A 26,340-nucleotide genomic window follows, 5' to 3' on the forward strand; every position below is an offset into this window, starting at 1 on the left:
TGTCTCCACTTGTGTGGTCGAGGTTACGGTTTGGTTCAAAGCGCACATCACCTTGCAGCGTGACATAAAGCGAACCTTCAGCAACCACAAACTTCTGCTCTCCCGTATTGCTCTGGTCAAGCGTAAACACTGTGCCGTTGTCATAATTGATTTGGGTGATGGTCGTGCCGTCCGCCCCTTCTAGATCAAGAACATTCACAGTCGTAGTTGTCGGCGTACCCGCTGCTAAATCAGCCACAGTTGGCTCTTCAATCGTAAACGCGCCATCTACCATGACTTGGATATCATCGGTAATCGTCACAGCAAGTGGCGACATTAGAGAATCATCGCCATCGCTATCAACCGCGTACACTGGCAAGTTGAACGTTAGGTCGTTATTACCTTGAATTGGTGTGTGGTCAATCGCTTCTATAAGCGTGAAGGTGTATTCACCTAAAGTCGTGCTGCTAAATTCAAGCGTGAAGACTGTAGTCTCGACATTTGAAGTATCTGTGGTGAAACCAATGTAGTTACCCGAACCCGAAGGCTCTTCTCGAATCTCAATCACTAAGCCATCAGATTTCAGAGTACCGTCGGTATTAAACTCACTCGGCTCTAAACGGAATTTCTCCACATCATCACTTTGATTGGTGAAAGTGATGGTTTCTGTTTGGCTAACCGCACTGCCGCTTGGAGCAGAGCCATCGCTCAGATTCGTTTCAGAAAGCGAAACGCTCGGAATAACGTCAATCGTAGGGTTATCACCATCGGTAATGGTCAGCGTTACGGTTGAAGTCAGAGAGTCATTATCGAAGTCGTTTGAGGTTATAACAATCGATTTCACGATGTCTTCGCTCACCGAGTGGTCTAAATTTCGGTTTGGCTCAAAGCGCAATTCCCCTTCAAGAGTGATATATAGCTCGCCTTCGGTGAAGCTGAATTGCTGTTCACCTGAAATGCTTTGATCCAGTGTGTTTACGACACCGTCATAAGTAAACTGAGTAATCGTCGCGCCATCAGCACTTTGGTTTGGCATCACATCAATGGTGTTAGTGGTCACCGTGCCATCAGCTAGGTTAGGCTCAACAATATCTAACGTGCCATCTTGCATGATTTGAACATCATCACCGATAGTCACATTCAGTTGGGACACAACAGAATCATCGCCATCGCTGTCTACCGCATAAACTGGAAGATCAAAGCTTAGATCGTTTTTATCTAGGCCATCCACATGGTCCAACGCTTCTAACAAAGTAAAGGTGTATTCGCCTAGTGTGGCTGCCGAGAAACTAATGGTGAACACTGAAATTTCAGCATTCGAGCCATCAGTGATAAAACCGATATAAATGCCCGGATTAGCAGAGTCTTCTTTAATCTCTACCGTAAACCCATTGGACGTCAGAGCACCACCGACATTGAACTCGGTTGGTTCAATACGGAAATTCGCCACGTCATCACTACCAGAAGTAAAAGTGATCGTGTTGGTTGCACTTACTGCACTTCCACTTGGTGCAGAGCCATCAGCTAGGTTGGTTTCAGATAAAGTAACAGGTGGAATCAGATTGATTGCCGGGTTTTGACCATCGGTAATACTTAACTCAAGCGTTGATGTATCAGTGTCGCCATCACCGTCTTCGGCTAAGAATGAAAACTGTTTGATGATAGTTTCGCTACTTGAATGATCGATATCACGAGCAACTTCAAAACTGAAATCACCGTTTAGCGAGATAGTAACCACACCCTCAGTAAAACTGAAGGTTTGTGGGGCATCAGGCAGTAAGCTTTGATCTAATGAATAATCAGAACCACCGTAGTTGAATGATTGAATTGTCGAACCATCCGCGCCTTCGAAATTAAACAGGTTATACGAAACCACGGTATCGCCCGCTAGAGTCGGCTCAGTGACAGATTCAACCTTATCGACTAACTCAACAACATCATCTGTGACATTAACGAGAATCTCAGCAGCTTCTGGTGTGTTCGAACCTCCAGATAGTGCAGAGCGGTCGCCATCTGCATCAACGGCATAAATTGGCAATGCAAAGGTCAACAACGCGTCTTCAGCGCCTTGATGAGAAAGCTCTTCATACAGATTAAATTCGTAGCTGCCTAATGAAGGGCTATCGACTTTAACGTCAAAGACTGTAATTCTCGAACCATTGACCTCAACATAACCTTCGTAAGTTCTTACACCGTTGGTTTCATCAATCAACTCAAGTAGCACAGCCTCGCCATTTGAAACCAAGCTGCCACCAGTATTAAACTCTGCTGGTTCAAGTTCATAATGGTCAATGATATCACTTTCAAAAATGTCCGCGGTGATACTGCCGCTGCCTGAAACTGGCGCCGTGCCCTCTTGTGAGCCGCCAACAATGCCCGCTTCATCAACATCAATACTGTCAACATTAGTGATAACAGGGCTATCACCATCAGTGATGGCAATGTTGATGGTATTGGTTACAACATCTTGGTCAAAATCGGTAACCGTGATTGGTAATGCAAACAAAAGAGTGTCGGAGCTCACTTCTTCGATTGGCTTAAACTGTTGGAAATTGTACGTGCCATCGGTATCAAGCGAGATAGTGAGAACAACCTCACCTCGGCCTTGGATGGACAGAGTAATCGTTGTTCCATCATCAGAAAGTCTGGCAAGCGTGTTTTGATTATCACTAAGCAACCCATCAAACTGGTCCAGAGCACTAGCATCAAAGACTGCCGATTGAAGATGATCACTTCCAATAATCGAAAAGGTCCCTTCGATAGCTGCACTACTAGTTTCAACGTTAGTGATAGTCACGCTTTCTGCTGACGGGTCCTCCCAGTCAAACACCGTAACTTGTGCGCTGATTGGTGCTGCTATCGGGTTTCCTGCGGAATCTTCACCTTGAACATCAAAGGCAATATTAATTTGATCGCCAGTATAAGAAACCTGGCCACCACCAATAGAAGGCACATGGTCAATAGGTTGAGAAACTGTTGTGGTCAGCGATAGTTCAATGTTATTTCCAACACTGATAGCTTCAATATCAATGCGTAGTACTTCGTCCGAACCTAGAACACCGACGATAGAATTGGTCGCCGCATCATAAGTGAACGTAACGGGCTGACCACTTGAGGTAATATCACTGTTTAGTTCATTGAGTAGTGAAGCAAGGGATAGTGCTTCTGGAGCGAAGGAATCAGGAGAGAGAGCCAAACTACCAGCAACAATCGTTTCGATAATCGTTAAGGATTGAGGATAGGTATTGCCTGATATCGAGCCTTCATGGAGCTCTTCACTAATAGATTGACCACCAGCTGAACGGGTTATCGTTCTGAACTCTTCTCTGTCTTCATCAACGGTTTGTTCTGCTAGACCAGCGGTCTCAAAGAATGTCGATGGCTGAGTTTCGGTGTAGTTATAATCAATCGTCACAAAGCCAGCATTTGCAGAACCTAATCCGCCACCAGCAGCCGTTGCCTCTAAGATTTGAGTCGGATCCGCACCACCTAAAATGGCTTCTTGAATTGCAGCAAAGTCGTCTTCGGTGAAGGTTTCTGCGTCTGTTTGCTGTAAGTCAAAATTAACCTCACCGGCGACTGGAGCGTCTACCCATGCGGCAGTCTCATCAACACAGCCAACACAATTCTCTCCAACCGGAATCGAATCATTCTGAACGCCTAATACAAGCTCTGACTTGTTGGCCGTAATCACGATCTCATTTTCACGGATGATATCGCCAACTGAAATCTTTCTTGCGCTGCCGTCAGGCTTAACTACGACGACATCTCCACTAGTTGCTTCAACTACCGCAACCTGGCGCGAAACTTCGATATCCATATATCCCCCGTTGTCACAAAGCACTATTCTCTAGAGCTGTGAAAATTATTTGTAATAGCAATTTCAGGTTTTAATTAAACACATATTTAGCTCTCATCAATGGCAATCCATTGTTATGCCCAATCGGCTTGAAAAGAGAGAAGTATTTCACCTGTTTTTTTATAGTTTACTTACCCTTAAGCCTAGTCTTCCCCATAAAAAATGCCATGTCTGTGCGACGAGACATCTTTTCACAAATCTAGGTATTGTGGCTGGGATTTGAAAACCTGAGTTAAAAGTTAGTAGGATGCTGATTTATATGCAAATAAACGCACAATGTAATTGCACCTCTTCGTTTTATAAATATATACAGTAATAAGGTTGATAAATCATTAGCGAATATGGGGTATTAATAGAGGTGAGATATGCGTTAACAGCAAAGCAGAGGTAAGTCCCACATTTGAGACAGCAACCAGAGTAAAGATGATGTATTTCTATCCAGAGTCAATTAAACGACTTGCATAAGGCACACCTGATAGCGCATTAGTTCATAACAGGGAGAAACTGCTCATTTCCAACGATGAGTTACTCTATTTGTCCACCACCAAAAACAAAAAGCCCACTAAGTTGAACCTTAGTGGGCTTTAAAATCAGTATGTAGCGTTACGATTTTAACAATCAAACACTATGATTTAGCAATGCGATTTGCCGTCCAAACATAAAGCAGCTCAAGTGCGATAGTTGCACCTGCTAGAGCGGTAATTTCGCTTTGGTCATAGGCTGGAGACACTTCTACCACATCCATACCAACCATGTTGATACCTTGTAAGCCACGGATGATTTTGAGCACTTTATCTGAATTCAAACCACCACACACTGGCGTGCCGGTACCCGGTGCAAATGCAGGGTCCAGACAGTCAATATCAAACGTTAGGTAAACTGGCTTATCACCAACAATGCCTTTCACTTGAGCAATTATCTCGTCCACACTCATGTCATTCGCTTGCATCGCATTGATTACGTTGAAGCCGTGACCTTCCTGTTTATACTCAGTACGGATACCAATTTGCACTGAATGCTCAGGCGAGATTAAACCTTCATTTGGCGCATGGTAGAACATGGTACCGTGATCGTAGCGGCTACCTTGGTTGTACGTGTCAGTATGAGCATCGAAGTGAATCAACGCCATCTCACCGTACTTCTTACCATACGCTCTTAGCAAAGGCAGTGTAATGAAGTGATCGCCCCCTAAACCTAGCAATGTTTTACCACTGCTTAAGATCGCATCAGCCGCCGCTTCTAAACGCTGAGTTAGGTCTTCTGCATCACCACAATCAAACACAAGATCGCCAGCATCAATTACCGAGGTGTGTTCAAATACATTGAAGTCCCAAGGGAATTTTTTGCCTTCCCACGCCAGGTTCACAGAAGCACGACGAATCGCATCAGGGCCCATGCGAGCACCCGGACGACCAGATGTCGCCATATCTAATGGCGCACCTAATACAACCACATCAGCATCGTTGTCGATTGGGTTTTGCACCAAAGGACGACGCATAAACGTCATCGCATTGGAGTACAGCGAGTAATCTGGTTTCGTAAATAGATCGTTCATTAAAAATCCTCAAGATAGGTGTAACCCATCAAGCCTTGCTCTAACTCTTCAAGTACGCTTTGCTGCTCTTGCGCTGGTACTTTCGCCGTTACCAATTCTTTGTAGTTTTGACGAATTAGGTCCATATCAATGTGAACGTAACGCATCATGTCTTCAACTGTGTCGCCTTCGTTGATGTAGTCAATGTTCGCTTCTCCGCTCTCATCAACATTCACCACAACACTGTGCGTATCACCAAATAGGTTATGCATATCGCCCAAGATCTCTTGGTACGCCCCTACTAGGAAGAAGCCCATTAGGTATGGTTCATCAGGGTTCCACGCTGGCACTGGCAATGTTGTTTCAATGCCTTGACCATCAACATACTGGTCAATCGTACCGTCAGAGTCACAGGTGATGTCCAACACTACAGCACGACGCTCATCCGCATTGTCTAAACCGCTCAGTGGCAATACAGGGAACACCTGATCAATACCCCATGCGTCTGGCAATGACTGGAACAGTGAGAAGTTCACGAAGAACTTGTCCGCTAAACGCTCGCTCAACTCATCCAAAATTGGACGGTGGTAACGGTTCTTTGTGCTCATACGAGTGCTTAGCTCGTAGTTGATGCGCAAAGACATCTGCTCAGCCCAAGCACGGTGCTGAAGGTTCAGCATGCCTGTGGCAAATTGGTTGTGTGCTTCTGCGATATCACTTTGCGTATCGTTGTAGATCTCGATCAACGCGCGGTCATCATTGCCTGCATCTAACTCCAAGAAGTTCTTCCACATGTTGTTTAGCAACAGTGGTGCGTCGGCTTCTGGTGCTGCCATGTCTTCCGGCGAGTAGCTTTCAGTACCAATCACGTTGGTGATTAGCACGGCATGGTGCGCAGTCAGTGAGCGACCAGACTCCGAAATGATCACAGGTTGTGGCTGATTGTAGAGCTTACAAATGTCCCCTACTGTCATCACGATGTTACGAGCGTACTCAAGCAAGCTGTAGTTCATTGAGTTTGAAGACTGACTGCGTGTGCCGTCGTAATCCACCGCCAAACCACCACCAACATCTAAGTACTTCAATTGAGCACCGATATCGCGCAGTTCACAGTAGAAACGAGCCGCTTCGCTCACACCATTTCGTACATCACGAATATTGGCCATTTGTGAGCCAAGATGGAAATGCACTAACTCTAGAACATCGAGTTGGTCTTCTGTTTTTAAACGTTCAATAACAGTCAGCACTTGTGATGCAGACAAACCGAACTTCGACTTCTCACCACCACTTGCTTGCCATTTTCCTGCACCTTGAGAAGCAAGGCGAATACGCAAACCTAAACGAGGTTTAACGCCAAGCGCTTTCGCTTCAGAAAGAACAAGATCAAGCTCAGACAATTTCTCTAGAACGATAAATACTTTGTGGCCTAGCTTTTCGCCAATAAGCGCAAGACGGATGTATTCTCTGTCTTTGTAACCATTACATACGATCACAGAGCTCGCTTTTTGAGCCAGCGCCAATACCGCTAATAGTTCTGGTTTGCTGCCCGCCTCTAGACCTAGTTGCTTCTGCTCTAATTGAGCTTGGCTCGCTAAGATCTCGTCAACCACTTCTTTTTGTTGATTAACTTTAATCGGGTAAACAAGTAGGTAACGGTTGTCGTACTGATATTCGTCGATCGCTTGGTTAAATGCGTTACAGATATTGTGCACACGTTGATGCACTATTTGAGGAAAACGCACAAGAGCAGGTAAACCAATATTTCTTTGCTCTAACTGTTTTACGATCTTACTTAGGGGAACTTGATGATCCGTTTCGCTCGGTGAAACATACACTTCACCGTTGTCATCAATTCCATAAAAACCTTGGCTCCAGTGCTTTACATTATACTCAGCACGGATGCGTTCCAAATTAACCGAATTTTCCAATTCTAGAGACCTCACACTATAGGGCCATCGACAGAAGATACCTCTTTGGAATAGCGAGGTATAACCCAACAAAAAACGCTCAAAAACGATTTGTTGGCTGCATTAACCGATATTATGAAGAGCGAGTCCAACCATAGATATTTGTGGTTACGATTACGTTTTTTTATCGACCGATCGACTTAAAATGACAGATAAGGAATTACAAGGTTTTAGGGCAAAAAGCAGGCTGAAGCGCATTAAATATAAAGCACTTTCTCATAAAAAATTAGGTGAATAAAATAGCATTTGCACCTAAAATTCTTGGCTAATTTGGTGATGTTAAGTCAGGTTTGTGACAAACATGCGCACTTCCCGATCACAACTCTCGCTATCACCAACACGGCTTGTATCCCTCGATTCGATGCCTACTAATACTTCATTCTTCCTACTAAAAATCGCCCAGTTCAATGTTGTAGCCGCTCAATTATTGAACTTTTCTTGCGCGCATCTTGTATTCGGTTGGATATTCTTGTAATTTTAACTGACCAACCAATCGGTCAGCCTTCGAATTTAGGGGATACTATGAGCCATAATCTAGACCTTGAACCAAACACGTCGAGCACCAACGACATGGATCAAATATTCAACCGACAACAAGATCACTACCGTAACAACGTTAATCCAACACTTGAGCAGAGACGAAATGATCTCTCAGTCTTGAAAAAACTATTAATGCGCTACCAAGAGCAGTTAATTGAAGCGGTATCAGAAGATTATGGCCATCGAGCAAAGCACGACAGCTTAATTGCTGACATCACCCCTTCCCTACACCAGATCAATTACAGTGATAAAAACCTTAAGAAGTGGTTGAAGCCTTCACGTCGAAAAGCCGGCTTGATGCTAACCCCAGCCAAGATTACTGTGCATTATCAACCGGTAGGTGTGATTGGCATCATCGTGCCTTGGAACTTCCCAGTTATGCTCTCTTTGGGTCCTCTAATTACAGCATTGGCAGCAGGTAACACAGCAATGCTCAAGATGTCTGAGTTTACTCCTGCAACTAACCGTGTTTTGAAAGCGATGTTGGCCGAAGGTTTCAGTGAAGAACAAGTGGCGATCATCGAAGGTGAAGCCGACGTTTCTGCTAAGTTTAGCCAGCTGCCGTTTGACCATATCCTGTTCACAGGCTCAACCGCTGTTGGTAAGCACGTAATGAAAGCTGCAGCCGCGAACTTAACGCCAGTGACACTTGAGCTAGGCGGCAAGTCTCCAACGATTATTGCCCCAGATTTCGATGTCGCTGACGCCGTTGAACGTATCTTGTTTGCCAAGAGCTTAAACGCAGGTCAAATCTGTGTCGCGCCTGACTACATCTTGCTGCCAAGAGAAAAAGTCGATGCATTTATCACGGCTTATAAACGCTACTTCAAGAAGCTGTATAAAGCGGGAATTGAGAGCAAAGACTTAACCTCAGTGGTTAACATGCGTCAGTACAATCGATTAAAAGGTGTGGTTGAAGATGCGCAGTCAAAAGGTGCTGTAGTACATACTGTCACCGAACAAGCGCAAGACGACGTGAACCACAGAATGACGCCACACCTTCTCACCGAAGTGAATGACGACATGGTGGCAATGCAAGAAGAGTTGTTTGGTCCTGTGCTTCCTATCGTGCCTTATGATTCTATTGAAGAAGCAATCAGCTACATCACAACAAGAGAACGTCCACTTGCCCTGTACCTAATGAGTCACGACAAACAGACTCAAGACCGATTCCTATCGGACACTCATTCAGGGGGTGTTTGTATTAACGACTCTCTAGTACATGTCGCAGCAGAAGACGCGCCGTTTGGTGGTATTGGTCCGTCAGGCATGGGACACTACCACGGTATTGAAGGCTTCAGAACCTTCAGCCATGCGAAAACCGTATTGACTCGAGGCAAAATCAATTTCACTAAGTTGATGCACCCTCCATATAACAACCCAATCAAAAAAATGATGTTCAAAGTACTGAATCGATGATTACAAAAAGGCAAAAAATCCTAGATGCTGCGCTCCTACTCTTCTCTCAACAAGGGTTAGAGGGCACATCTACAGGTCAAATAGCGAAAACCGCAGGGGTAGCAAAAGCCACGCTGTTTCATCACTTTGAGAACAAATCTCTACTGATTGATGAACTGTTTCGTGAACTGAAAATAGAGCTATTTTCTACCCTTGTTCAGCACACAGAAATCGCTGAACAAAATCGCTATCAAGCCTTTAAATTCATGTGGATGACAGGGATTGAGTGGGCATTAGAAAACCCAGTCGCCATGAAGTTTTTCACCAATGTGCATTTTGACCCAACGACTCAAACTCGCGAAGTCATTGTCTCGCAGATGTTCGCATCACTCGATGATATCATTTTGAAAGGACAGGAAGCCGGTGAGTTAATGGTGTTAGACATTAATCTCGTTAGGCACTTCATCCACAGCCACTTTTTGATCTGCGCGAACTGGCTTGTTGATCAACAAGAGCCCCAGCCAGAACAATCAGAAAAGTACATTAATGATAGCTTTGATATGTGTTGGCGAGCTATCGGCGGACAAAACCTGTAATTTCCACATTATTTAAAGCTCTTGCTTTCAAAGAACACTCTAAAGCGCCTCATGGTTATATAGGCGCTCTAATTATTTGGATACATTTTAATCAGGTCATCATATTGACTTTAAGCACTCTCTTTCAGTAACATCACTCCATCATTTCAAAAGAGAATAACGCCATAATGAAGTACTAACATCCTGACATCCGATTTATTTTTATAAAAATCATTTGGACACTCGGGGTTAGTGGGCGTTACTTCGTCATCTATTTTCGCTACAAATCAAGTTCTTAAAGATCCGTCTTTTGACAACATGAGTCTTGCAGAACTGTACCTCAAAGACAGAATTCATCTCATCACAGATTTTCTATCTTTGATTGGTCATCTACCTAAGTAACGTCTTTGGCGATTTATTGTTAGAGTCCTGCATTGGAGTCTATGTAGAAAAGCGCCTCACCCCTTTTACTCGTTTACACGTAAAGGGAGGTATTCTTATGCCTACTATATTAGCCAATAATCTCTCATTTCAGCTTGATACTGGCGAGTGGTTATTCAAAGACATCACCTTTAATTTGAGCACGCGCCTTACAGGACTAGTTGGGAGAAATGGGGCTGGAAAGTCATTGCTACTTTCGTTACTCACAGGGCAAACACAGCCAACATCAGGTAGTGTTTCCAGACAAGGTTCGATCGGCTTTTACTCACAATTACCTTCAGAGCTTTTGGATAACGAAATCAACATTGCTGACTTCTTAGGTATCAACGAAAAGCTTAATGCCTTGCGAGCTATCGAACAAGGTAGCTGCGAACTTGAGCACTTCAATATCGTTGGCGACGATTGGGGTTTGCAAGAAAGCACTGAACAGCTTTTAGCTACATTGAAAATAACCAGTGAGTTAACCACACCGTGCAACACATTAAGCGGTGGCCAACTTGCCCTCTTGCAACTTCATCGCTTATTTACATCAAATAACGACATACTGATTCTCGATGAGCCGTCGAATCATTTAGACAATGACGGGCGTAGCTGGTTAATAGAACAGTGCCAACAATTTGAAGGCAAAATACTGATGGTTAGCCATGACCGAAACCTGTTGAGGCACATGGAAGGGATCTACCACCTCCACAGTTTGGGGTTACGTTTCTATAAAGGAAACTACGATGACTACTTCAAACAAATGTCGAGCCAAAATGAAGCATTGGACAAGCAGATTACGCATCACCAATCCGAAAAGAGACGACTTGAACGCCAAGCTCAAGCCAATAGAGAAAAAGCACAACAGCGAGAGGCGCAAGGAAACCGACTGCGAAAGTCAGGCAGCCAACCCAAGATATTATTGGATGCGATGAAAGATAAAGCCGGACGAACGCAAGGAGCATCAGCCATTAGTCAAAATAACTTAAAGGAGCAAAATCAAGATAAGCTTCAATCTCTTAAAGAACAAAAAGAGCAACTGAAACCGCAGGCCTTGTATCTCCAACAGAGTAATAGCAAGAAAAAGAACGCGCTATTAACAGTTGAAGATTGCCGACTTGAGTATGGGGCTGGTACTACTATCCACTTTTCTCTGTCACAAGGTGAACGCTGTTATCTAACCGGTGCAAACGGTTGTGGTAAGTCGACACTGTTGAAAGCGATTCACAACGAGCACTCGAACTACACTGGCACCATCAAACGCTTAGGATCTACGGTGTACCTTGATCAACACTTTGGTTTGTTGGACACCAATGACACCATGTTCGATAGCCTGATGGCACATAGCTGTAGCATGACGGAAAGTAACGCACGCACCTTGTTAGCTGGCATTGGATTTAGGCGTGACTCCGTGTACCGCAAAGTAGCTCACCTAAGTGGTGGAGAGAAAATGAAACTGGCGATGTTGATCGTCAGCCATAAACAGGATTCGCCATTACTGCTGCTCGATGAACCAGACAATCACCTAGACATCGACTCAAAGCAAATATTGGCGTCGGCTTTACGTGACTATCAAGGTGCGTTCATCCTAGTCAGTCATGATACCGATTTTGTTGAGGAGGTTGGCGTAAGCCAAAATCACATACAACTTTAAGCTTCGTAAATTCATTCGCTAAGCTTAGTTAAACGAGCATCGTTCCGGTGCTCGCCTTTCTCACTTGAGACAAGTACACTACGCGCCTCGAACATCTATTCATAAGGCTAAGGTTTGCATACTCTAGAACAATTAAAATCAGGGCAACTAAAAGGTATTAAGCGCTTAAAACTGTCAGAAGGTCTCACCGAGTTTCCATTAGAGATCTTAGAGCTCTCCGATTCGCTAGAGATTCTGGATCTTTCAGGGAATCAGTTATCGGAGCTTCCACAAGAGTTAACACAGCTAACTAATCTACGTATTATCTTTGCGTCGAATAACCTATTTACGCACCTTCCTGATGTTCTTGGGTCACTTCCTAAGCTTGAAATGATCGGTTTCAAGACCAACCAAATCAAAACAGTGAGTGAAGAGTCCCTACCCGCTCAATTGCGCTGGTTAATTCTGACAGATAATGCCATCGAAGTTCTGCCTAACTCACTGGGTGAAAGACCAAGACTGCAAAAGCTAGCACTCGCAGGCAACCAGCTTCGCGCTTTACCTGAGAGTATGGAAGACCTATCCAACCTCGAACTGGTCCGCTTGTCTGCAAACCAACTGACTGAATTCCCTGAGTTCCTTATTAAGCTACCAAAACTTGCTTGGTTAGCCTTTGCGGGCAATCCATTTTGCAAACACCCGAGCAGCTTAGATAGCGTGCCTGCAGTAAGCTCGCAATGCTACTCATTGAATCAAGTGCTTGGTCAAGGTGCATCAGGCGTGATATCTCATGCTAATTGGTTAAACAGTGATTTTGATTTCCCTCAAGAAGTGGCGGTTAAAGTATTCAAAGGCGAAGTGACAAGCGACGGTTACCCACATGATGAACTAGAAGCGTGTCTTCAAGCTGGTCACCATAGCAACTTAGTGAAGTCTATCGCGCAAGTGGACGAACAAGATTACCTTGCGTTGGTAATGGAGCTTATCCCAAGCTGCCATTACAACCTAGGCTTGCCACCGACACTCGATACTTGCACGCGTGATACTTTCCCAGAAGGTTTCGAACTTCCAATCGCGCAAATCGACAACATCGTTACTCAAATGATTGATGTATTTAATCACCTGCATGACAACAAGGTTTGCCACGGTGACTTGTATGCGCACAACACCTTGGTTAATGAACAAGGTCAAATGATCTTTGGTGATTTTGGCGCGGCGACTATCTACGGTTACCTGACTGAAGAGCAGCAACAGGGTATTCGACGCATCGAAGCTCGCGCTCTCAAGTGTTTTATTGAAGATCTATTGACAGTTTGCTCTACTGACGAGATAGATTCAGAGCTGTACAAGAAACTTGAAAACTATCACGCATAAGGGCTACCAAGCCTAAGTAGCCAATCAAGGTTCGATAGAAATGCAAAAAGCTAACGTTTGACGTTAGCTTTTTTGCTTTTGGAGCTTGATGAGTCAAATCCGAGTTAACTAGCTTCCACATGAACAAGCTTAAGGTAGGAGTGAAGCTCTTGGTTTTTATATTCCACCGCCGAGTGGATATTCAAGTCTTTACACGCAACCGCATCAAACTGGTAACGATTGTCACCTTTACTGATTTCAACTTGCAGCAACCCGCTTTTCAACAGCCAATGACCTTGAGTTTCAAACCGATCAAACAAGCGGTATTCCGTTAGACTGCCATCCGAATGAAAGTGAACCTCAGTAATATACCCTGCTGGGCAACTTTTTACCCAAGTACGCCCTAAGACATCTTCTTCAACAAAGTTTCTTTTGCTCTCGCACCACTTTAAATAATCGGCACTCTCGCTCAGTTCACTATCAAGGTCATTCTTAGACAGTAACGTTTGGTCTTGCTGTTCACGACAGTAAAGCTGAAGTAGTGTCTGCTGGTTATTACTCATAAATCGCCATCCCTAGCTAGTCAATCTAATCCAATCTGGCTTAAGCTACCAACTCATAAGAGACAACATACAGCTGAGAAATACCTGGGTAGATGTCTTGAATCACATCTTTCAGAACTTGCAGCGACATGTTCTCTTGCTGAGCATGGAACTCACCTAAGTCATCAAACAGGATTGGTTCAACGCTAATGATCTTAAGATTACAGAATACACGTCCCTGCTCTAGCGTGGATACTTCTACAACACTGCCCGGCTGGTAATCGCGCTCAGATTCATCGCGAATAGTAATGGTCTTTTTGCCTGAAAGGATATCGGTTTCAAAACGTTCGAAGAACGTCATGGTAGTAGGTGCGGTCATTTATCTCGGTCGCTTAACATTTAAAGGTTAGGTAAATGTTTATATATCAGAATGCTTGTTCAAGCGAATAAAAAATTAGATGCGAGATGCGAGATGCGAGATGCGAGATGCGAGATGCGAGATGCGAGATGCGAGATGCGAGAAAATATGGCAAAGCTAAATTACAGGCAATAAAAAAGGAGAACCGAAGTTCTCCTTTTCTTAAACCTTTAAGCTAACTCTAAATTATAGAGATGCTTTCGCTTTTTCAACTAGAACAGCAAATGCTGCTTTGTCGAATACTGCGATGTCAGCAAGAATCTTACGGTCGATCTCGATAGATGCTTTCTTAAGGCCATTGATGAAACGGCTGTAAGATAGACCATTTTGACGAGATGCCGCGTTGATACGTGCAATCCAAAGTTGACGGAATTGACGTTTCTTGTTGCGACGGTCACGGTAAGCGTATTGACCAGCTTTGGTAACTGCTTGGAAAGCTACGCGGTAAACACGTGAACGTGCTCCGTAGTAACCTTTAGCTTGTTTTAGAACTTTCTTATGACGTGCACGAGCTTGTACACCACGTTTTACGCGAGGCATTATGCTTCTCCTAAACTAAACGAATTTATAAACTAAAAAGAATTAAGCGTATGGCATCATACGTAGAACTTGAGCAACTTCACATTTAGGAAGGATCGAGTTCGGACGTAGCTGACGCTTGTTCTTAGTAGTACGCTTAGTCAGGATGTGACGTTTACCAGCGTGCTTAAACTTAATACCACCAGCAGTTTTCTGGAAACGCTTAGCAGCACCTTTGTTGGTTTTCATCTTAGGCATGATGAATAACTCCGCATTGTTGAGTTGTTAATAACATAGTAATTAGGGCGAATAAAACCCCGCAACCTGAGGCTGCAGGGTTCAATTACTTGCAAAGCCGTTAATTACTTCTTTTTAGGGGCCAACACCATGATCATCTGGCGACCTTCAATTCTCGTTGGGAAAGATTCGACTACTGCAAATTCTTCAGTATCCGCTTTCAAACGATTAAGAACGTCAACACCGATTTCTTGGTGAGCCATTTCGCGGCCACGGAAGCGAATTGTTACCTTCACTTTGTTGCCGTCTTCTAGGAAACCAGTCAGGTTGCGTAGTTTTACCTGATAGTCTCCAATATCAGTTCCAGGTCGGAATTTAATTTCCTTGATCTGAACCTGCTTTTGCTTCTTCTTCTGCTCTTTCGCAGCTTTGCTCTTCTCGAAGAGGAACTTACCGTAGTCCATCACACGACAAACTGGCGGCTCGGCGTTAGGGCTGATCTCTACAAGATCCATACCAGCTTCATTTGCAGCTTCCATCGCTTCAGCGATTGATACTACACCAACAGCTTCGCCGTCTGCGCCAGTTAGACGCACTTCACGAACGCCACGAATGTCACCGTTTAAACGGTGCTGGTTTTGTTTGGCCGGTTGTTGGCCACGTCTTCCGCCTTTAATAGCTATTCCTCCAGATTGAGCTTACGGCTTGAAACCTCGGCTTGGATGTATGAAATAAAGTCATCCACTTTAAATTTGCCAAGGTCCTTACCTTTACGTGTACGTACTGCAATTTCGCCGGCTTCCATTTCTTGGTCACCACACACAAGCATGAACGGTACACGTTTCAAAGTATGTTCGCGGATTTTAAAGCCAATCTTCTCATTTCTCAAGTCTGCTTTGACTCTAAATCCACTTTTTTGCAGTTTTTTCGTAATTTCTTGTACATATTCAGACTGTTTGTCTGTAATGCCCATTACAACTGCTTGTTCTGGCGCCAACCACGTTGGGAAGAAGCCAGCGTATTCTTCAATAAGAATACCGATGAAGCGTTCTAGTGAACCTAAAATCGCGCGGTGGATCATAACTGGCGTGTGACGCTCGTTATCTTCACCTACGTAAGTCGCACCTAAACGTTCTGGTAATGCAAAATCGAGCTGCACTGTACCACATTGCCAAGCGCGGTCCAAACAATCATGCAAAGTAAATTCAATCTTAGGTCCGTAGAACGCACCCTCGCCTTCTTGAATCTCGTATGCAATGTCCATTGCCTCTAGCGCTTGCTTAAGGTCAGCCTCTGCACGGTCCCACATTTCGTCTGAACCTACACGCTGTTCTGGACGAGTAGATAGCTTAACAACGATGCTTTCGAAGCCGAAAGTTGTGTAAGTATCGTAAACCATTTCAATACAAGCTTTCACTTCTTGTTGAACTTGGTCTTCAGTACAGAATACGTGAGCATCATCTTGAGTGAAGCCACGAACACGCATAATACCGTGAAGTGCGCCAGACGGCTCGTTACGGTGACATGAGCCGAACTCAGCCATACGTAGCGGTAGATCACGGTAAGATTTCAAACCTTGGTTGAAGATTTGAACGTGACCAGGACAGTTCATTGGCTTGATAGCGTATTCACGGTTCTCAGAAGAAGTTGTGAACATCGCTTCAGCGTACTTATCCCAGTGACCAGAGCGTTCCCAAAGAACACGGTCCATCATTAATGGGCCTTTAACTTCTTGGTAATCGTACTCAGTCAGCTTCTGACGAATAAATACTTCTAGCTCACGGAAGATAGTCCAACCGTTATGGTGCCAGAACACCATGCCTGGTGCTTCTTGCTGCATGTGGAATAGGTCAAGCGCTTTACCGATTTTACGGTGGTCACGTTTAGCCGCTTCTTCTAGGCGCACAAGGTGAGCTTTAAGCGCCTTCTTGTCGTGGAATGCAGTGCCGTAGATACGTTGAAGCATCTTGTTGTCACTGTTACCACGCCAGTATGCACCTGCTACGTTAAGTAGAGTGAAGTGCTGGCAGAAGCTCATGTTAGGCACGTGTGGACCACGACACATATCGATGTATTCTTCGTGATGGTACAGGCCTGGACGATCGTCTTTAGAAACGTTCTCGTCCAAGATTTCAATCTTGTAAGTCTCGCCGCGAGCTTCGAATGCGTCGCGCGCTTCCTGCCAGCTAACTTTCTTCTTAACAACCTGGTACTTGGTCTTCGCTAGCTCTTTCATGCGCTTTTCAATCTTTTCTAGATCTTCTTGCGTTAGAGAGTGCTCAAGGTCGATATCGTAGTAGAAGCCGTTATCGATAGTAGGACCGATCGCCATTTTCGCTTCTGGAAAAAGCTGCTTAACCGCGTGGCCTAAAAGGTGAGCACAAGAGTGACGAACGATCTCAAGGCCATCAACTTCATCTTTAGCTGTGATGATTTCTAGGCTTGCATCGTTTTCGATAAGATCACAAGCATCAACACGCTCGCCATCTACACGACCAGCAATGGTTGCTTTCGCAAGACCAGGACCGATTGATAGGGCAACATCTAGAGTTGATACAGGGTTGTCAAATTGACGCTGACTACCGTCAGGAAGAGTAATAATTGGCATTATTTGTCCTTTACAGTGGTGTTGCACACCAAGCAACACATGAAAATGTTTAATATATGTCTTTCAATCAACTAGTACGCTGATTGGGGATATATGCATAATAAATATACCCACATAGAAGCAAATACAGATGCCCCATTTGTGAGTAGCCGAACATTGTAACGAAATAATATGAAATGACAATGTTAGTCCCGCAGCACCACAAAACTATATGACTGAAATGTCTCTTCTATATAGATCCTTCTAACGCCTAACCCATAGCTCAATCAGTAATTCGTTGGCTTTATCTACAATACAAAAAAGCCGAACGGATAAGTTCGGCTATAGAAATCGTACTGTCTTGTCTCTATTAATAGAAAAAGCGACTACTAACAGAAAGGGAACTATGCACTCATGATTCTTGATACAGCGTTGCGAATGTCTGAGTCTGCCGCGTTTGCAGGCAAGCTGAATGAGATGTATTGGTCGCCACGAAAGCTCATTGAGCGGTCGATTTCTGCTAAGCAGTGAACCATAGAACCATCTACGATGAATGACAGCTCGATCTCTTTGTTGTTCATGAAGCCGCCGCTGCGAAATTCAATCTCTTGGTAACAGCCAGAGCGTGAAGCAAAGCTATTGCCTTTTAAGAAGCCTTTCTCTACGTCTGCTTTCACCATTGCCATGCCCGATGCTTCTATACCTTGGATGATTTTAGCGACCGTTGGCAGTGGGTGTACGGAGATGAAGTCGCGGTCTTTAGGATCAATCGCGAAGCCGATATCTAGATTGGTTTCGACCCACACATGGCATTGGTTCATTTGTGCGTTCAACGCGGTGACTGGCGTTTCATCATTCAGTTTAAGACGGAATGGAACCAGTTTGGCTTCGCCCGGTTGGATAACGAAAGGCTCTACGGCTTGAATACGACCGAGTGAAAAAGTTTCATAGCTAGTGCTGTCTTCTGTTTCGACTTTTACTTCTGTGTTGAGAACCAAGTTAATCAGGTCGATTTGTTGCTCAACGTCGCCACCAACAATGTGAACATTGCCTGACAACTCGCCACCTTGGAAAACTTCAATATTATCTAAGACGGTATCAACCTTTGCTGCACCAATGCCCAACGAGGCCTTTAATTTCTTAAACATATTATTTCTCTTTCTAATTATCTGATTTACGAATAGTTATTGCGTGACAATTTGCGACACTTACCTCACAGAATCAAGCAATTTGCCCCATCTATGTTGAATAAGGTCACATTGCCCGAGGAAATGTTGAAATCGTGAAAAATTCCGTTACTCTATTTGTATAGTCAAATAAGGTTTCATTATGTCGAAAGCGCCGCTCTACCTTCAGATAAAACAGTTCATAGATGACAAAATTACCAATGGTCACTGGCCGGTGGGTTATCAAATTACCACCGAACTCGAACTCACAGAACAGTTCAACGTGAGTAGAATGACGGTGAATAAAGCCATTCGAGATCTTGTGTCTGAAGGCAAGCTCATCAGGAAGCCAAGGCTCGGTACTTTTGTTTGTGAGCCCGACGAAAAAGCACAATCTCCGCTACTTGATATCAACAATATCGCGCAAGAGATCAAAGACCGTGGCCAAACGTATACTAGCCAAGTGATCAAACACGATAGCATCAAGGCTGATGAAAGCACCGCCACACGGTTAGGCGTGATGATCAATGCAGAAGTATTCTATAGTGAAATCATCCACTTTGCTGACAATACGCCGATACAACTGGAAGCTCGTTGGGTGAATTCTCAAGCCGCTCCAAAATATCTAGAGCAAGACTTTTCAATCTCTACCCCCAATGAATATCTTTCAAAAAGCTGCCCGCTAAGTGCTATCGAGCACACGGTTGAAGCCATTATTCCAGACTCTCAAATCAGAACATCACTAAAGCTTTCTGAATCAGAGCCTTGCCTTCTTTTGAATAGAAGAACATGGAGCAAAGAACGGCTCATCAGCTTTGCATTGCTCTATCATCCTGGCTCTAAATACAAATTAAGCTCCAAGATACTCCTAGATTAAAGAACATCATCCCGATCGCCGATCACATTTTTGCAACATCAACTTGATTCGGGTCAGCGTTTAGCCTATTTATTTGTATATACATTTAATGTTTAACAAAGATCTAGGTGATTATGAATTTGATCCTCAAAAACGCACGAGTGGTCTCCATGAGTTCGGGAGTCGACGGTTATCAGCCCTCTTCCCCTCGAGATATTGTTATCGAAGACGGTAAGATCGTGTCCATCTCTTGTTCAAACCAAGGCACACTTGCTTCTGAGTTAGAACAAGTAAGTGTTGATGGTTCTTTGGATTACACCACCTATGACTGCAAAAACAAGCTCGTCACCCCAGGGCTAATTGATTGCCACACTCACCTCGTATTTGCAGGTAATCGCGCCAACGAATTTGAACAGCGTTTGAATGGTGTCTCTTACACCGACATCGCCAAACAAGGCGGTGGGATTCTAGCGACAGTCACGGCCACACGTGCAGCGCAAGAATCTGAGCTGGTTGAAATGGCGTTACCGAGACTCGATGGCCTACTAAGAAGTGGCGTAACCAGCATCGAAGTAAAATCTGGCTATGGTTTAACACTTGAAGATGAGCTCAAGATGTTACGTGCTGCTAAAGCGTTAGAGAATCATCGCCGAATTAAGATCAGCACCACTCTCCTTGCAGCACATGCTGTACCACCAGAATATAAAGAACAACCCGATCGTTACATTGATCTGGTTTGCCAAGAGATTATCCCTAAAGCTGCAGAGCAAGGGTTAGCTGATGCAGTTGACGTGTTCTGCGAATCTATCGGCTTCAACCTAGAACAAACCGAACGAGTCTTTGCAGCGGCCAAAGAACATGGGTTAGCGATCAAAGGCCACACAGAACAGCTTTCTAATATGGGTGGTAGCGCGCTTGCAGCGAAGTACGGCGCACTCTCTGTCGACCATGTTGAATACCTTGATGAAGCCGGAGTAAAAGTACTGGCGGAATCAGGCACAGTTGCCACCTTGCTTCCCGGCGCTTTCTACTTCTTAAAAGAGACTCAACAGCCACCTATTGCCCTACTTCGCGAACACAACATTCCGATGGCGATAGCGACCGACTTAAACCCCGGTACTTCTCCTTTTGCTGACCTAACGCTAATGATGAACATGAGCTGCACCCTGTTTGGCACGACGCCTGAAGAAGCGTTGCGCGGTGTGACTTGTCATGCTGCCGCTGCCATTGGCGACTCACAAACCAAAGGCAAAGTCGAAGTGGGTTATGTCGCTGATTTAGCGATCTGGAATATCGAGCACCCTGCCGATCTAAGTTATCAAGTCGGTGTTCCTCATCTGCATAAACGCATTGTTAATGGCGAGGTGTGTCATGACTCAATCTAAATCCAACGGTATTCAAGAAAACGTAGAAACCGTGCATAACTTCGTGTGGACGGGACGCAATGATCTTGAAGATGGCGCACTCGGTACTCGCGTTCATCACATCACCAAGCAAGTGCAAAGTAGTGATCTAAGTGACGAGCTTAAGGACAGCGCTATCGCCTTAGTTGGCTTTGCCAGCGATGCAGGTGTTGCAAGAAATAAAGGACGCGTGGGCGCGAAGCAAGCACCTAACCTGATTCGTCAAGCGTTGGCGAATATGGCTTGGCACAGTGACACTCATATCGCGGACCTTGGTGATATCGAGTGCAATGATGGCCAGCTCGAAGTCAGCCAAAAACAGTGTGCTTCTGTTATTGCTAATGCTTTATCAACAAACAAAGTGATTACCCTTGGCGGTGGTCACGAAGTGGCTTGGGCGTCTTTCCAAGGTCTCGCTGAGCATTTACATAAAGCGGAACACCTAAATAAAATTCAATCAGAGCACAAACCTAAGATAGGCATCGTTAACTTCGATGCTCACTTTGATCTTCGTGAATTTGAAAGCGACATTGCTGATGTTAAACCCAGTTCAGGTACACCTTTTAACCAGATAAGTGACTACTGCCACAAGCATCAGTGGCCGTTTCATTACGCTTGTCTTGGCGTTAGTGCAGCCAGCAATACCAAAGCACTGTTCAACAAAGCCGACCAACTGGGTGTGTGGTATGAACACGACCGCAACATGACCCAAGTAAACCAAATCGCTCAATTGGTTAAGTTGCAAAAATTAATCGCTGAGTGTGATTACCTCTATCTCACCATTGATCTTGATGTATTCCCCGCTGCGACAGCACCGGGTGTAAGTGCACCAGCGGCAAGAGGCGTGAGCTATGAAGCACTCGCTCCTTTTCTAGAACAGATTTTTAAACACAGTGAAAAACTCATTATCGCGGACATTGCGGAATATAACCCAGACTACGACGTCGATGGCCAAACGGCTCGATTGGCGGCTCGTTTGTGTTGGGATATTGCCTCTGCAATGGCCAACGACTAATCCAGATATACCGATAACTACAACTACAACTACAACTACAACTACAACTACAACGATATAACGTGAAACAGAAGGAATTCCAAAATGACGGAACACCACAACAGTGACCCTCGTCTCGACACGACTCGCGAAATTCGCGCACCTCATGGCACCACTTTGCGCGCTAAATCTTGGTTAACAGAAGCACCACTGCGTATGCTAATGAACAACCTAGACCCTGATGTGGCAGAACACCCACATGCACTGGTTGTGTATGGTGGTATTGGTCGCGCAGCGCGTGATTGGAAATGTTATGACAAGATTGTTGAAGTATTAGAGCGTTTAGAAGACGACCAAACGCTGCTTGTTCAATCAGGTAAACCTGTAGGCGTGTTCCCGACTCATAAAAACGCACCTCGCGTGTTGATCGCTAACTCTAACCTTGTTCCACATTGGGCCAACTGGGAGCACTTCAACGAGCTCGATAAAGAAGGCTTGATGATGTACGGTCAAATGACCGCAGGTAGCTGGATCTACATCGGCTCACAAGGCATCGTTCAAGGTACTTATGAAACCTTTGTCGCGATTGCGAAGAAACACTTCCAAGGCGAAGCAAACGGCAAATGGGTACTCACAGGCGGCCTTGGCGGCATGGGCGGCGCTCAACCTCTTGCGGCAACAATGGCTGGTTTCTCAATGATCGCGGTTGAGTGTGATGAATCACGAATCGACTACCGCTTACGTACTGGCTATGTAGACAAAAAAGCCACCAGCTTAGATGAAGCAATGGCTATGATTAAAGAGTCAGACACGCCAATCTCTGTTGGCTTATTAGGTAACGCCGCAGACGTCTTCCCAGAGTTAGTCGAACGTAACATCACGCCTGACGTAGTGACCGACCAAACATCTGCCCACGATCCACTGAACGGTTACTTGCCGCAAGGTTGGACAATGGAAAAAGCAGCGCAAGAGCGCACCATTGATGAAGCAAAAGTGGTGAAAGCCGCGAAACAATCGATGGCGATTCAAGTTCAAGCGATGCTCGACCTACAATATCGAGGTGCTGCGACTGTAGATTACGGTAATAACATTCGCCAAATGGCACAGGAAGAAGGCGTAGAAAACGCATTTGATTTCCCAGGTTTCGTTCCTGCCTATATTCGTCCTTTATTCTGTGAAGGCATCGGTCCGTTCCGTTGGGCAGCCCTATCTGGCGACCCAGAAGACATCTACAAAACAGACCAAAAAGTAAAAGAACTGATTCCAGATAACCCACATCTACATAATTGGCTAGATATGGCGCGTGAACGCATTCAGTTCCAGGGCCTACCAGCTCGTATTTGTTGGGTTGGCTTGAAAGATCGTGAACGTTTGGGCCAAGCATTCAATGAAATGGTTAAGAATGGCGAACTTAAAGCACCCGTTGTTATCGGTCGTGACCACCTAGATTCAGGCTCAGTAGCAAGCCCGAACCGTGAAACAGAAGGCATGATGGATGGATCAGATGCCGTATCAGATTGGCCTCTATTGAACGCCCTTCTAAATACTGCAGGCGGCGCAACATGGGTTTCTTTACACCACGGTGGTGGCGTTGGCATGGGCTTCTCGCAACACTCAGGTATGGTGATTTGTTGTGACGGTAGTGAAGATGCATCACAGCGAATTGCTCGCGTACTTCACAATGATCCTGCAACTGGCGTAATGCGTCATGCTGATGCGGGTTACGATATTGCCAAGCAGTGTGCGAAAGAACAGAAGCTTGATTTACCTATGTTGAACGAAGAACTTCGTCGCCTTTAATGTCTGGAGATAACATGTTGAATTTATTACTTAAGCCAGGACTACTAGGCCTATCTGAACTGCGTAAAATCAGCCGTAGCCCTGTGAACCTGTCACTCGACCCTGCAGCTATCCCTGATATTGAAGCGAGCATGCAGGTTGTCGAGCAAGTGATTGCTGAAGATCGCACGGTATATGGCATCAATACAGGTTTTGGCTTATTAGCGAATACTAAAATAGCCCCTGAAGATTTAGAAGTACTACAGAAAAGTATCGTGCTTTCTCACGCGGCGGGCATTGGTAAATTCATGTCTGATGAAACTGTGCGCTTGATGATGGTGTTAAAAATTAACAGCTTATCTCGCGGTTACTCTGGTATCCGCCTCAAGGTGATCAATGCACTTATCGATCTTGTGAACGCTCAAGTTTACCCATGTGTACCACAGAAAGGCTCAGTAGGTGCATCTGGAGATCTTGCTCCCCTCGCCCACATGAGTACCGTTCTGCTAGGTGAAGGCCAAGCACGCCACAACGGTAAGATCATTACAGGTTTAGAAGCGATGCAGATCGCTGGCCTTGAGCCAATCACACTTGCTCCTAAAGAAGGTTTAGCGCTGTTAAACGGTACTCAAGCATCGACGGCCTTTGCATTAGAAGGTCTATTCGCAGCGGAAGACTTGTTCGCTTCGGCAACCGTGTGTGGTGCAATGTCTGTAGAAGCCGCGCTGGGTAGTCGTCGTCCGTTTGATCCGCGTATTCATCGCGTTCGTGGTCACCGTGGCCAAATGGATGCAGCACTTGCTTACCGTCATCTGCTCGATCAAAAGAGTGAGATTGGTGAATCACACACTTGTTGTGAAAAGGTTCAAGACCCTTACTCACTGCGTTGTCAGCCTCAAGTGATGGGTGCTTGCTTACAGCAGATTCGTAATTCAGCTGAAATTTTAAATGTTGAAGCGAACTCGGTATCGGACAACCCGTTAGTTTTCGCTGACGATGGCGACATTATTTCAGGGGGTAACTTCCACGCAGAACCCGTCGCAATGGCTGCCGATAACCTTGCATTAGCAATAGCTGAAATCGGTAGCTTGTCAGAACGAAGAATGGCGCTGCTGATTGATAGCGCGCTAAGCAAACTACCGCCTTTCTTGGTCGATAACGGCGGCGTAAACTCAGGCTTTATGATTGCTCAAGTAACATCAGCAGCATTAGCAAGTGAGAACAAAACCTTAGCGCATCCTGCGTCAATAGACAGTCTTCCGACATCAGCAAACCAAGAAGACCACGTATCAATGGCAACCTTCGCAGCACGTAGACTTAGATACATGGCTGAAAATACCCGTGGGATATTGGCTGTAGAATATTTAGCAGCAGCACAAGGGCTAGACTTCCGCGCTCCGAATCTATCTTCTCCTCGTGTGGAAGAAGCGAAACAGATTTTGCGTGAAAAAGTCAGCTTCTACGACAAAGACAGATATTTTGCACCGGATATTGAACAAGCGAACTTATTGCTCAAATTATCCGTTCATAATCACCTAATGCCAGAAGGCACTTTGTGTAGCTTTTAAAGCAAAAACATTCTGAACAACACTCATTAGAGTGTCATATAAACAAGGGCTATCGATTAGCCCTTGTTGCATTGAGCCAGAGGCCATATCTCTCTTAAAATCGTCACATACCATCCAATGTATTTATCTAATTAACTGATATATAAGCAAAGTTAACTGGATAGACCATTAGAACGAAGTTAGTTAGCTATAATCCACCCCAGATTTGATGACTAATAGCGATACTATGTTTCTGACACCTTACTTTTCTACTGAAGGCAATCAATTTCAATTCACTCGTGAACAGGCTAGCCACTTTGCTAAAAAAGTAGCCGCTGACTTCAACCCAATTCACGATGAAGACAACAAGCGCTTCTGCGTGCCTGGCGATCTTTTGTTTGCAGTTCTTCTGCAGAAAGAAGGCATCAGCCAAAAAATACGTTTTGATTTTTCAGGTATGGTTGGTAACGGTATTGCGCTTAGCGTTGACAACAAGTGTGAAAAAGAAAGCTCATTGGTTGACGAGAAAGGCAAAGAGTATCTACACATGTCTTGTGAAGGTGAGAAAAGCCACGATCAAGCATTCATCGAACACGTAGTAACAAACTACGTTAAGTTCTCTGGTATGAACTTCCCACACATCATGGTTCCTCTTATGGAAGAGCAACAGATGATGATCAACTGCCAACGCCCTCTTGTTATTTACGAGAGCATGGAAGTTGAATTTACTCGCCTAGACCTATCTCACCCAGAAGTTGAATTCTCTGGTGCGACTTTTGATGTTGAAGGCAAGCGTGGCATCGTGACACTGAACTTCGATTTCAAAGAGGACGGCGAAGTGGTAGGTAAAGGCGTGAAACGCATGGTAGCAAGTGGCCTTAAGCCATACGACCAAGCTTCTGTCGATGACCTAGTAAACCGCTTCAACGAACGTAAAGAGATGTTTCTAGCTCAGTTCGCAGCTGCCGCTTAAGTAAGCCAACACAGAATTAAAAAGCCCAACTTGAGGTATCAAGCTGGGCTTTTTTCATTCT

Annotated in this window: 20 protein-coding genes; 10 read left to right on the top strand and 10 right to left on the bottom strand. The window is 44.8% G+C overall.

The window, feature by feature from the left end:
• From CWO08_RS12870 to speA, 3 genes are all read right to left on the bottom strand, one after another.
• A partial coding sequence (locus CWO08_RS12870) for a retention module-containing protein (RefSeq protein ID WP_146161767.1) occupies nt 1–3,799 on the bottom strand: 3,799 nt, incomplete at its 3' end.
• Between the two features lie 664 nt (nt 3,800–4,463).
• On the bottom strand, nt 4,464–5,393 hold the full coding sequence (speB, locus tag CWO08_RS12875; RefSeq protein ID WP_108020584.1) for an agmatinase: 930 nt from the start codon (nt 5,391–5,393) through the stop codon (nt 4,464–4,466).
• Nucleotides 5,393–7,300, bottom strand: coding sequence for a biosynthetic arginine decarboxylase (gene speA, locus CWO08_RS12880; RefSeq protein ID WP_108020628.1), 1,908 nt, complete (start codon nt 7,298–7,300; stop codon nt 5,393–5,395). The genes speB and speA overlap by 1 nt, the downstream gene beginning before the upstream one ends.
• 561 nt (nt 7,301–7,861) lie before the next feature.
• Here speA and CWO08_RS12885 point away from each other — a divergent pair.
• From CWO08_RS12885 to CWO08_RS12905, 4 genes are all read left to right on the top strand, one after another.
• On the top strand, nt 7,862–9,298 hold the full coding sequence (locus CWO08_RS12885) for a coniferyl aldehyde dehydrogenase (protein WP_108020585.1): 1,437 nt from the start codon (nt 7,862–7,864) through the stop codon (nt 9,296–9,298).
• The gene (locus tag CWO08_RS12890) at nt 9,295–9,873 is read left to right on the top strand and encodes a TetR/AcrR family transcriptional regulator (RefSeq protein ID WP_048669358.1); all 579 of its coding nucleotides are present in this window, start codon (nt 9,295–9,297) and stop codon (nt 9,871–9,873) included. The genes CWO08_RS12885 and CWO08_RS12890 overlap by 4 nt, the downstream gene beginning before the upstream one ends.
• A 478-nt stretch (nt 9,874–10,351) precedes the next feature.
• Nucleotides 10,352–11,926 carry an ABC-F family ATP-binding cassette domain-containing protein gene (locus CWO08_RS12900; RefSeq protein WP_108020586.1) on the top strand — a complete coding sequence of 525 codons (1,575 nt, stop codon included), beginning with the start codon at nt 10,352–10,354 and terminating at the stop codon, nt 11,924–11,926.
• A gap of 114 nt (nt 11,927–12,040) precedes the next feature.
• Nucleotides 12,041–13,279, top strand: a complete 1,239-nt coding sequence (locus CWO08_RS12905; RefSeq protein ID WP_108020587.1) for a leucine-rich repeat-containing protein kinase family protein — start codon at nt 12,041–12,043, stop codon at nt 13,277–13,279.
• 104 nt (nt 13,280–13,383) lie between these two features.
• Here CWO08_RS12905 and CWO08_RS12910 read toward each other — a convergent pair whose 3' ends face one another.
• From CWO08_RS12910 to CWO08_RS12940, 7 genes are all read right to left on the bottom strand, one after another.
• Nucleotides 13,384–13,821: a hypothetical protein gene (locus CWO08_RS12910; RefSeq protein WP_108020588.1), complete on the bottom strand. Its 438-nt coding sequence runs from the start codon at nt 13,819–13,821 to the stop codon at nt 13,384–13,386.
• 40 nt (nt 13,822–13,861) lie between these two features.
• A complete protein-coding gene (gene yqfB, locus CWO08_RS12915) occupies nt 13,862–14,179 on the bottom strand; it encodes a N(4)-acetylcytidine aminohydrolase (RefSeq protein WP_102480633.1) in 318 nt (105 codons plus the stop codon).
• Between the two features lie 225 nt (nt 14,180–14,404).
• A complete protein-coding gene (gene rplT / locus CWO08_RS12920) occupies nt 14,405–14,758 on the bottom strand; it encodes a 50S ribosomal protein L20 (RefSeq protein WP_004733517.1) in 354 nt (117 codons plus the stop codon).
• A 42-nt stretch (nt 14,759–14,800) separates the two neighbouring features.
• Nucleotides 14,801–14,995, bottom strand: coding sequence for a 50S ribosomal protein L35 (gene rpmI, locus CWO08_RS12925; RefSeq protein WP_004738430.1), 195 nt, complete (start codon nt 14,993–14,995; stop codon nt 14,801–14,803).
• A gap of 104 nt (nt 14,996–15,099) precedes the next feature.
• Nucleotides 15,100–15,651, bottom strand: coding sequence for a translation initiation factor IF-3 (gene infC, locus CWO08_RS12930; protein WP_076654893.1), 552 nt, complete (start codon nt 15,649–15,651; stop codon nt 15,100–15,102).
• Between the two features lie 2 nt (nt 15,652–15,653).
• Entirely contained in the window at nt 15,654–17,582 is a 1,929-nt protein-coding gene (gene thrS / locus CWO08_RS12935) for a threonine--tRNA ligase (RefSeq protein WP_016768282.1), read from the bottom strand.
• A 383-nt stretch (nt 17,583–17,965) separates the two neighbouring features.
• Nucleotides 17,966–18,709, bottom strand: coding sequence for a sporulation protein (locus tag CWO08_RS12940; protein ID WP_102530446.1), 744 nt, complete (start codon nt 18,707–18,709; stop codon nt 17,966–17,968).
• A 181-nt stretch (nt 18,710–18,890) separates the two neighbouring features.
• Between CWO08_RS12940 and hutC the strand changes: the two genes are divergently transcribed.
• The 6 genes from hutC to CWO08_RS12970 all read left to right on the top strand — a co-directional run bounded on the left by hutC (nt 18,891) and on the right by CWO08_RS12970 (nt 26,279).
• Nucleotides 18,891–19,604, top strand: coding sequence for a histidine utilization repressor (hutC, locus tag CWO08_RS12945; RefSeq protein ID WP_048659529.1), 714 nt, complete (start codon nt 18,891–18,893; stop codon nt 19,602–19,604).
• Nucleotides 19,605–19,717: 113 nt separating this feature from the next.
• Nucleotides 19,718–20,968, top strand: a complete 1,251-nt coding sequence (gene hutI / locus CWO08_RS12950; RefSeq protein ID WP_108020589.1) for an imidazolonepropionase — start codon at nt 19,718–19,720, stop codon at nt 20,966–20,968.
• Entirely contained in the window at nt 20,955–22,001 is a 1,047-nt protein-coding gene (hutG, locus tag CWO08_RS12955; RefSeq protein ID WP_108020590.1) for a formimidoylglutamase, read from the top strand. The genes hutI and hutG overlap by 14 nt, the downstream gene beginning before the upstream one ends.
• Before the next feature lie 84 nt (nt 22,002–22,085).
• Nucleotides 22,086–23,780 carry a urocanate hydratase gene (hutU, locus tag CWO08_RS12960; protein WP_108020591.1) on the top strand — a complete coding sequence of 565 codons (1,695 nt, stop codon included), beginning with the start codon at nt 22,086–22,088 and terminating at the stop codon, nt 23,778–23,780.
• Between the two features lie 14 nt (nt 23,781–23,794).
• Nucleotides 23,795–25,327: a histidine ammonia-lyase gene (gene hutH / locus CWO08_RS12965; protein ID WP_048669282.1), complete on the top strand. Its 1,533-nt coding sequence runs from the start codon at nt 23,795–23,797 to the stop codon at nt 25,325–25,327.
• Nucleotides 25,328–25,553: 226 nt separating this feature from the next.
• On the top strand, nt 25,554–26,279 hold the full coding sequence (locus tag CWO08_RS12970) for a DUF3581 domain-containing protein (RefSeq protein ID WP_108020592.1): 726 nt from the start codon (nt 25,554–25,556) through the stop codon (nt 26,277–26,279).
• Nucleotides 26,280–26,340: the final 61 nt, after the last annotated feature.

It is taken from the genome of Vibrio sp. 10N.286.48.B8, from assembly GCF_003050085.1.
GTDB lineage: Bacteria > Pseudomonadota > Gammaproteobacteria > Enterobacterales > Vibrionaceae > Vibrio > Vibrio crassostreae.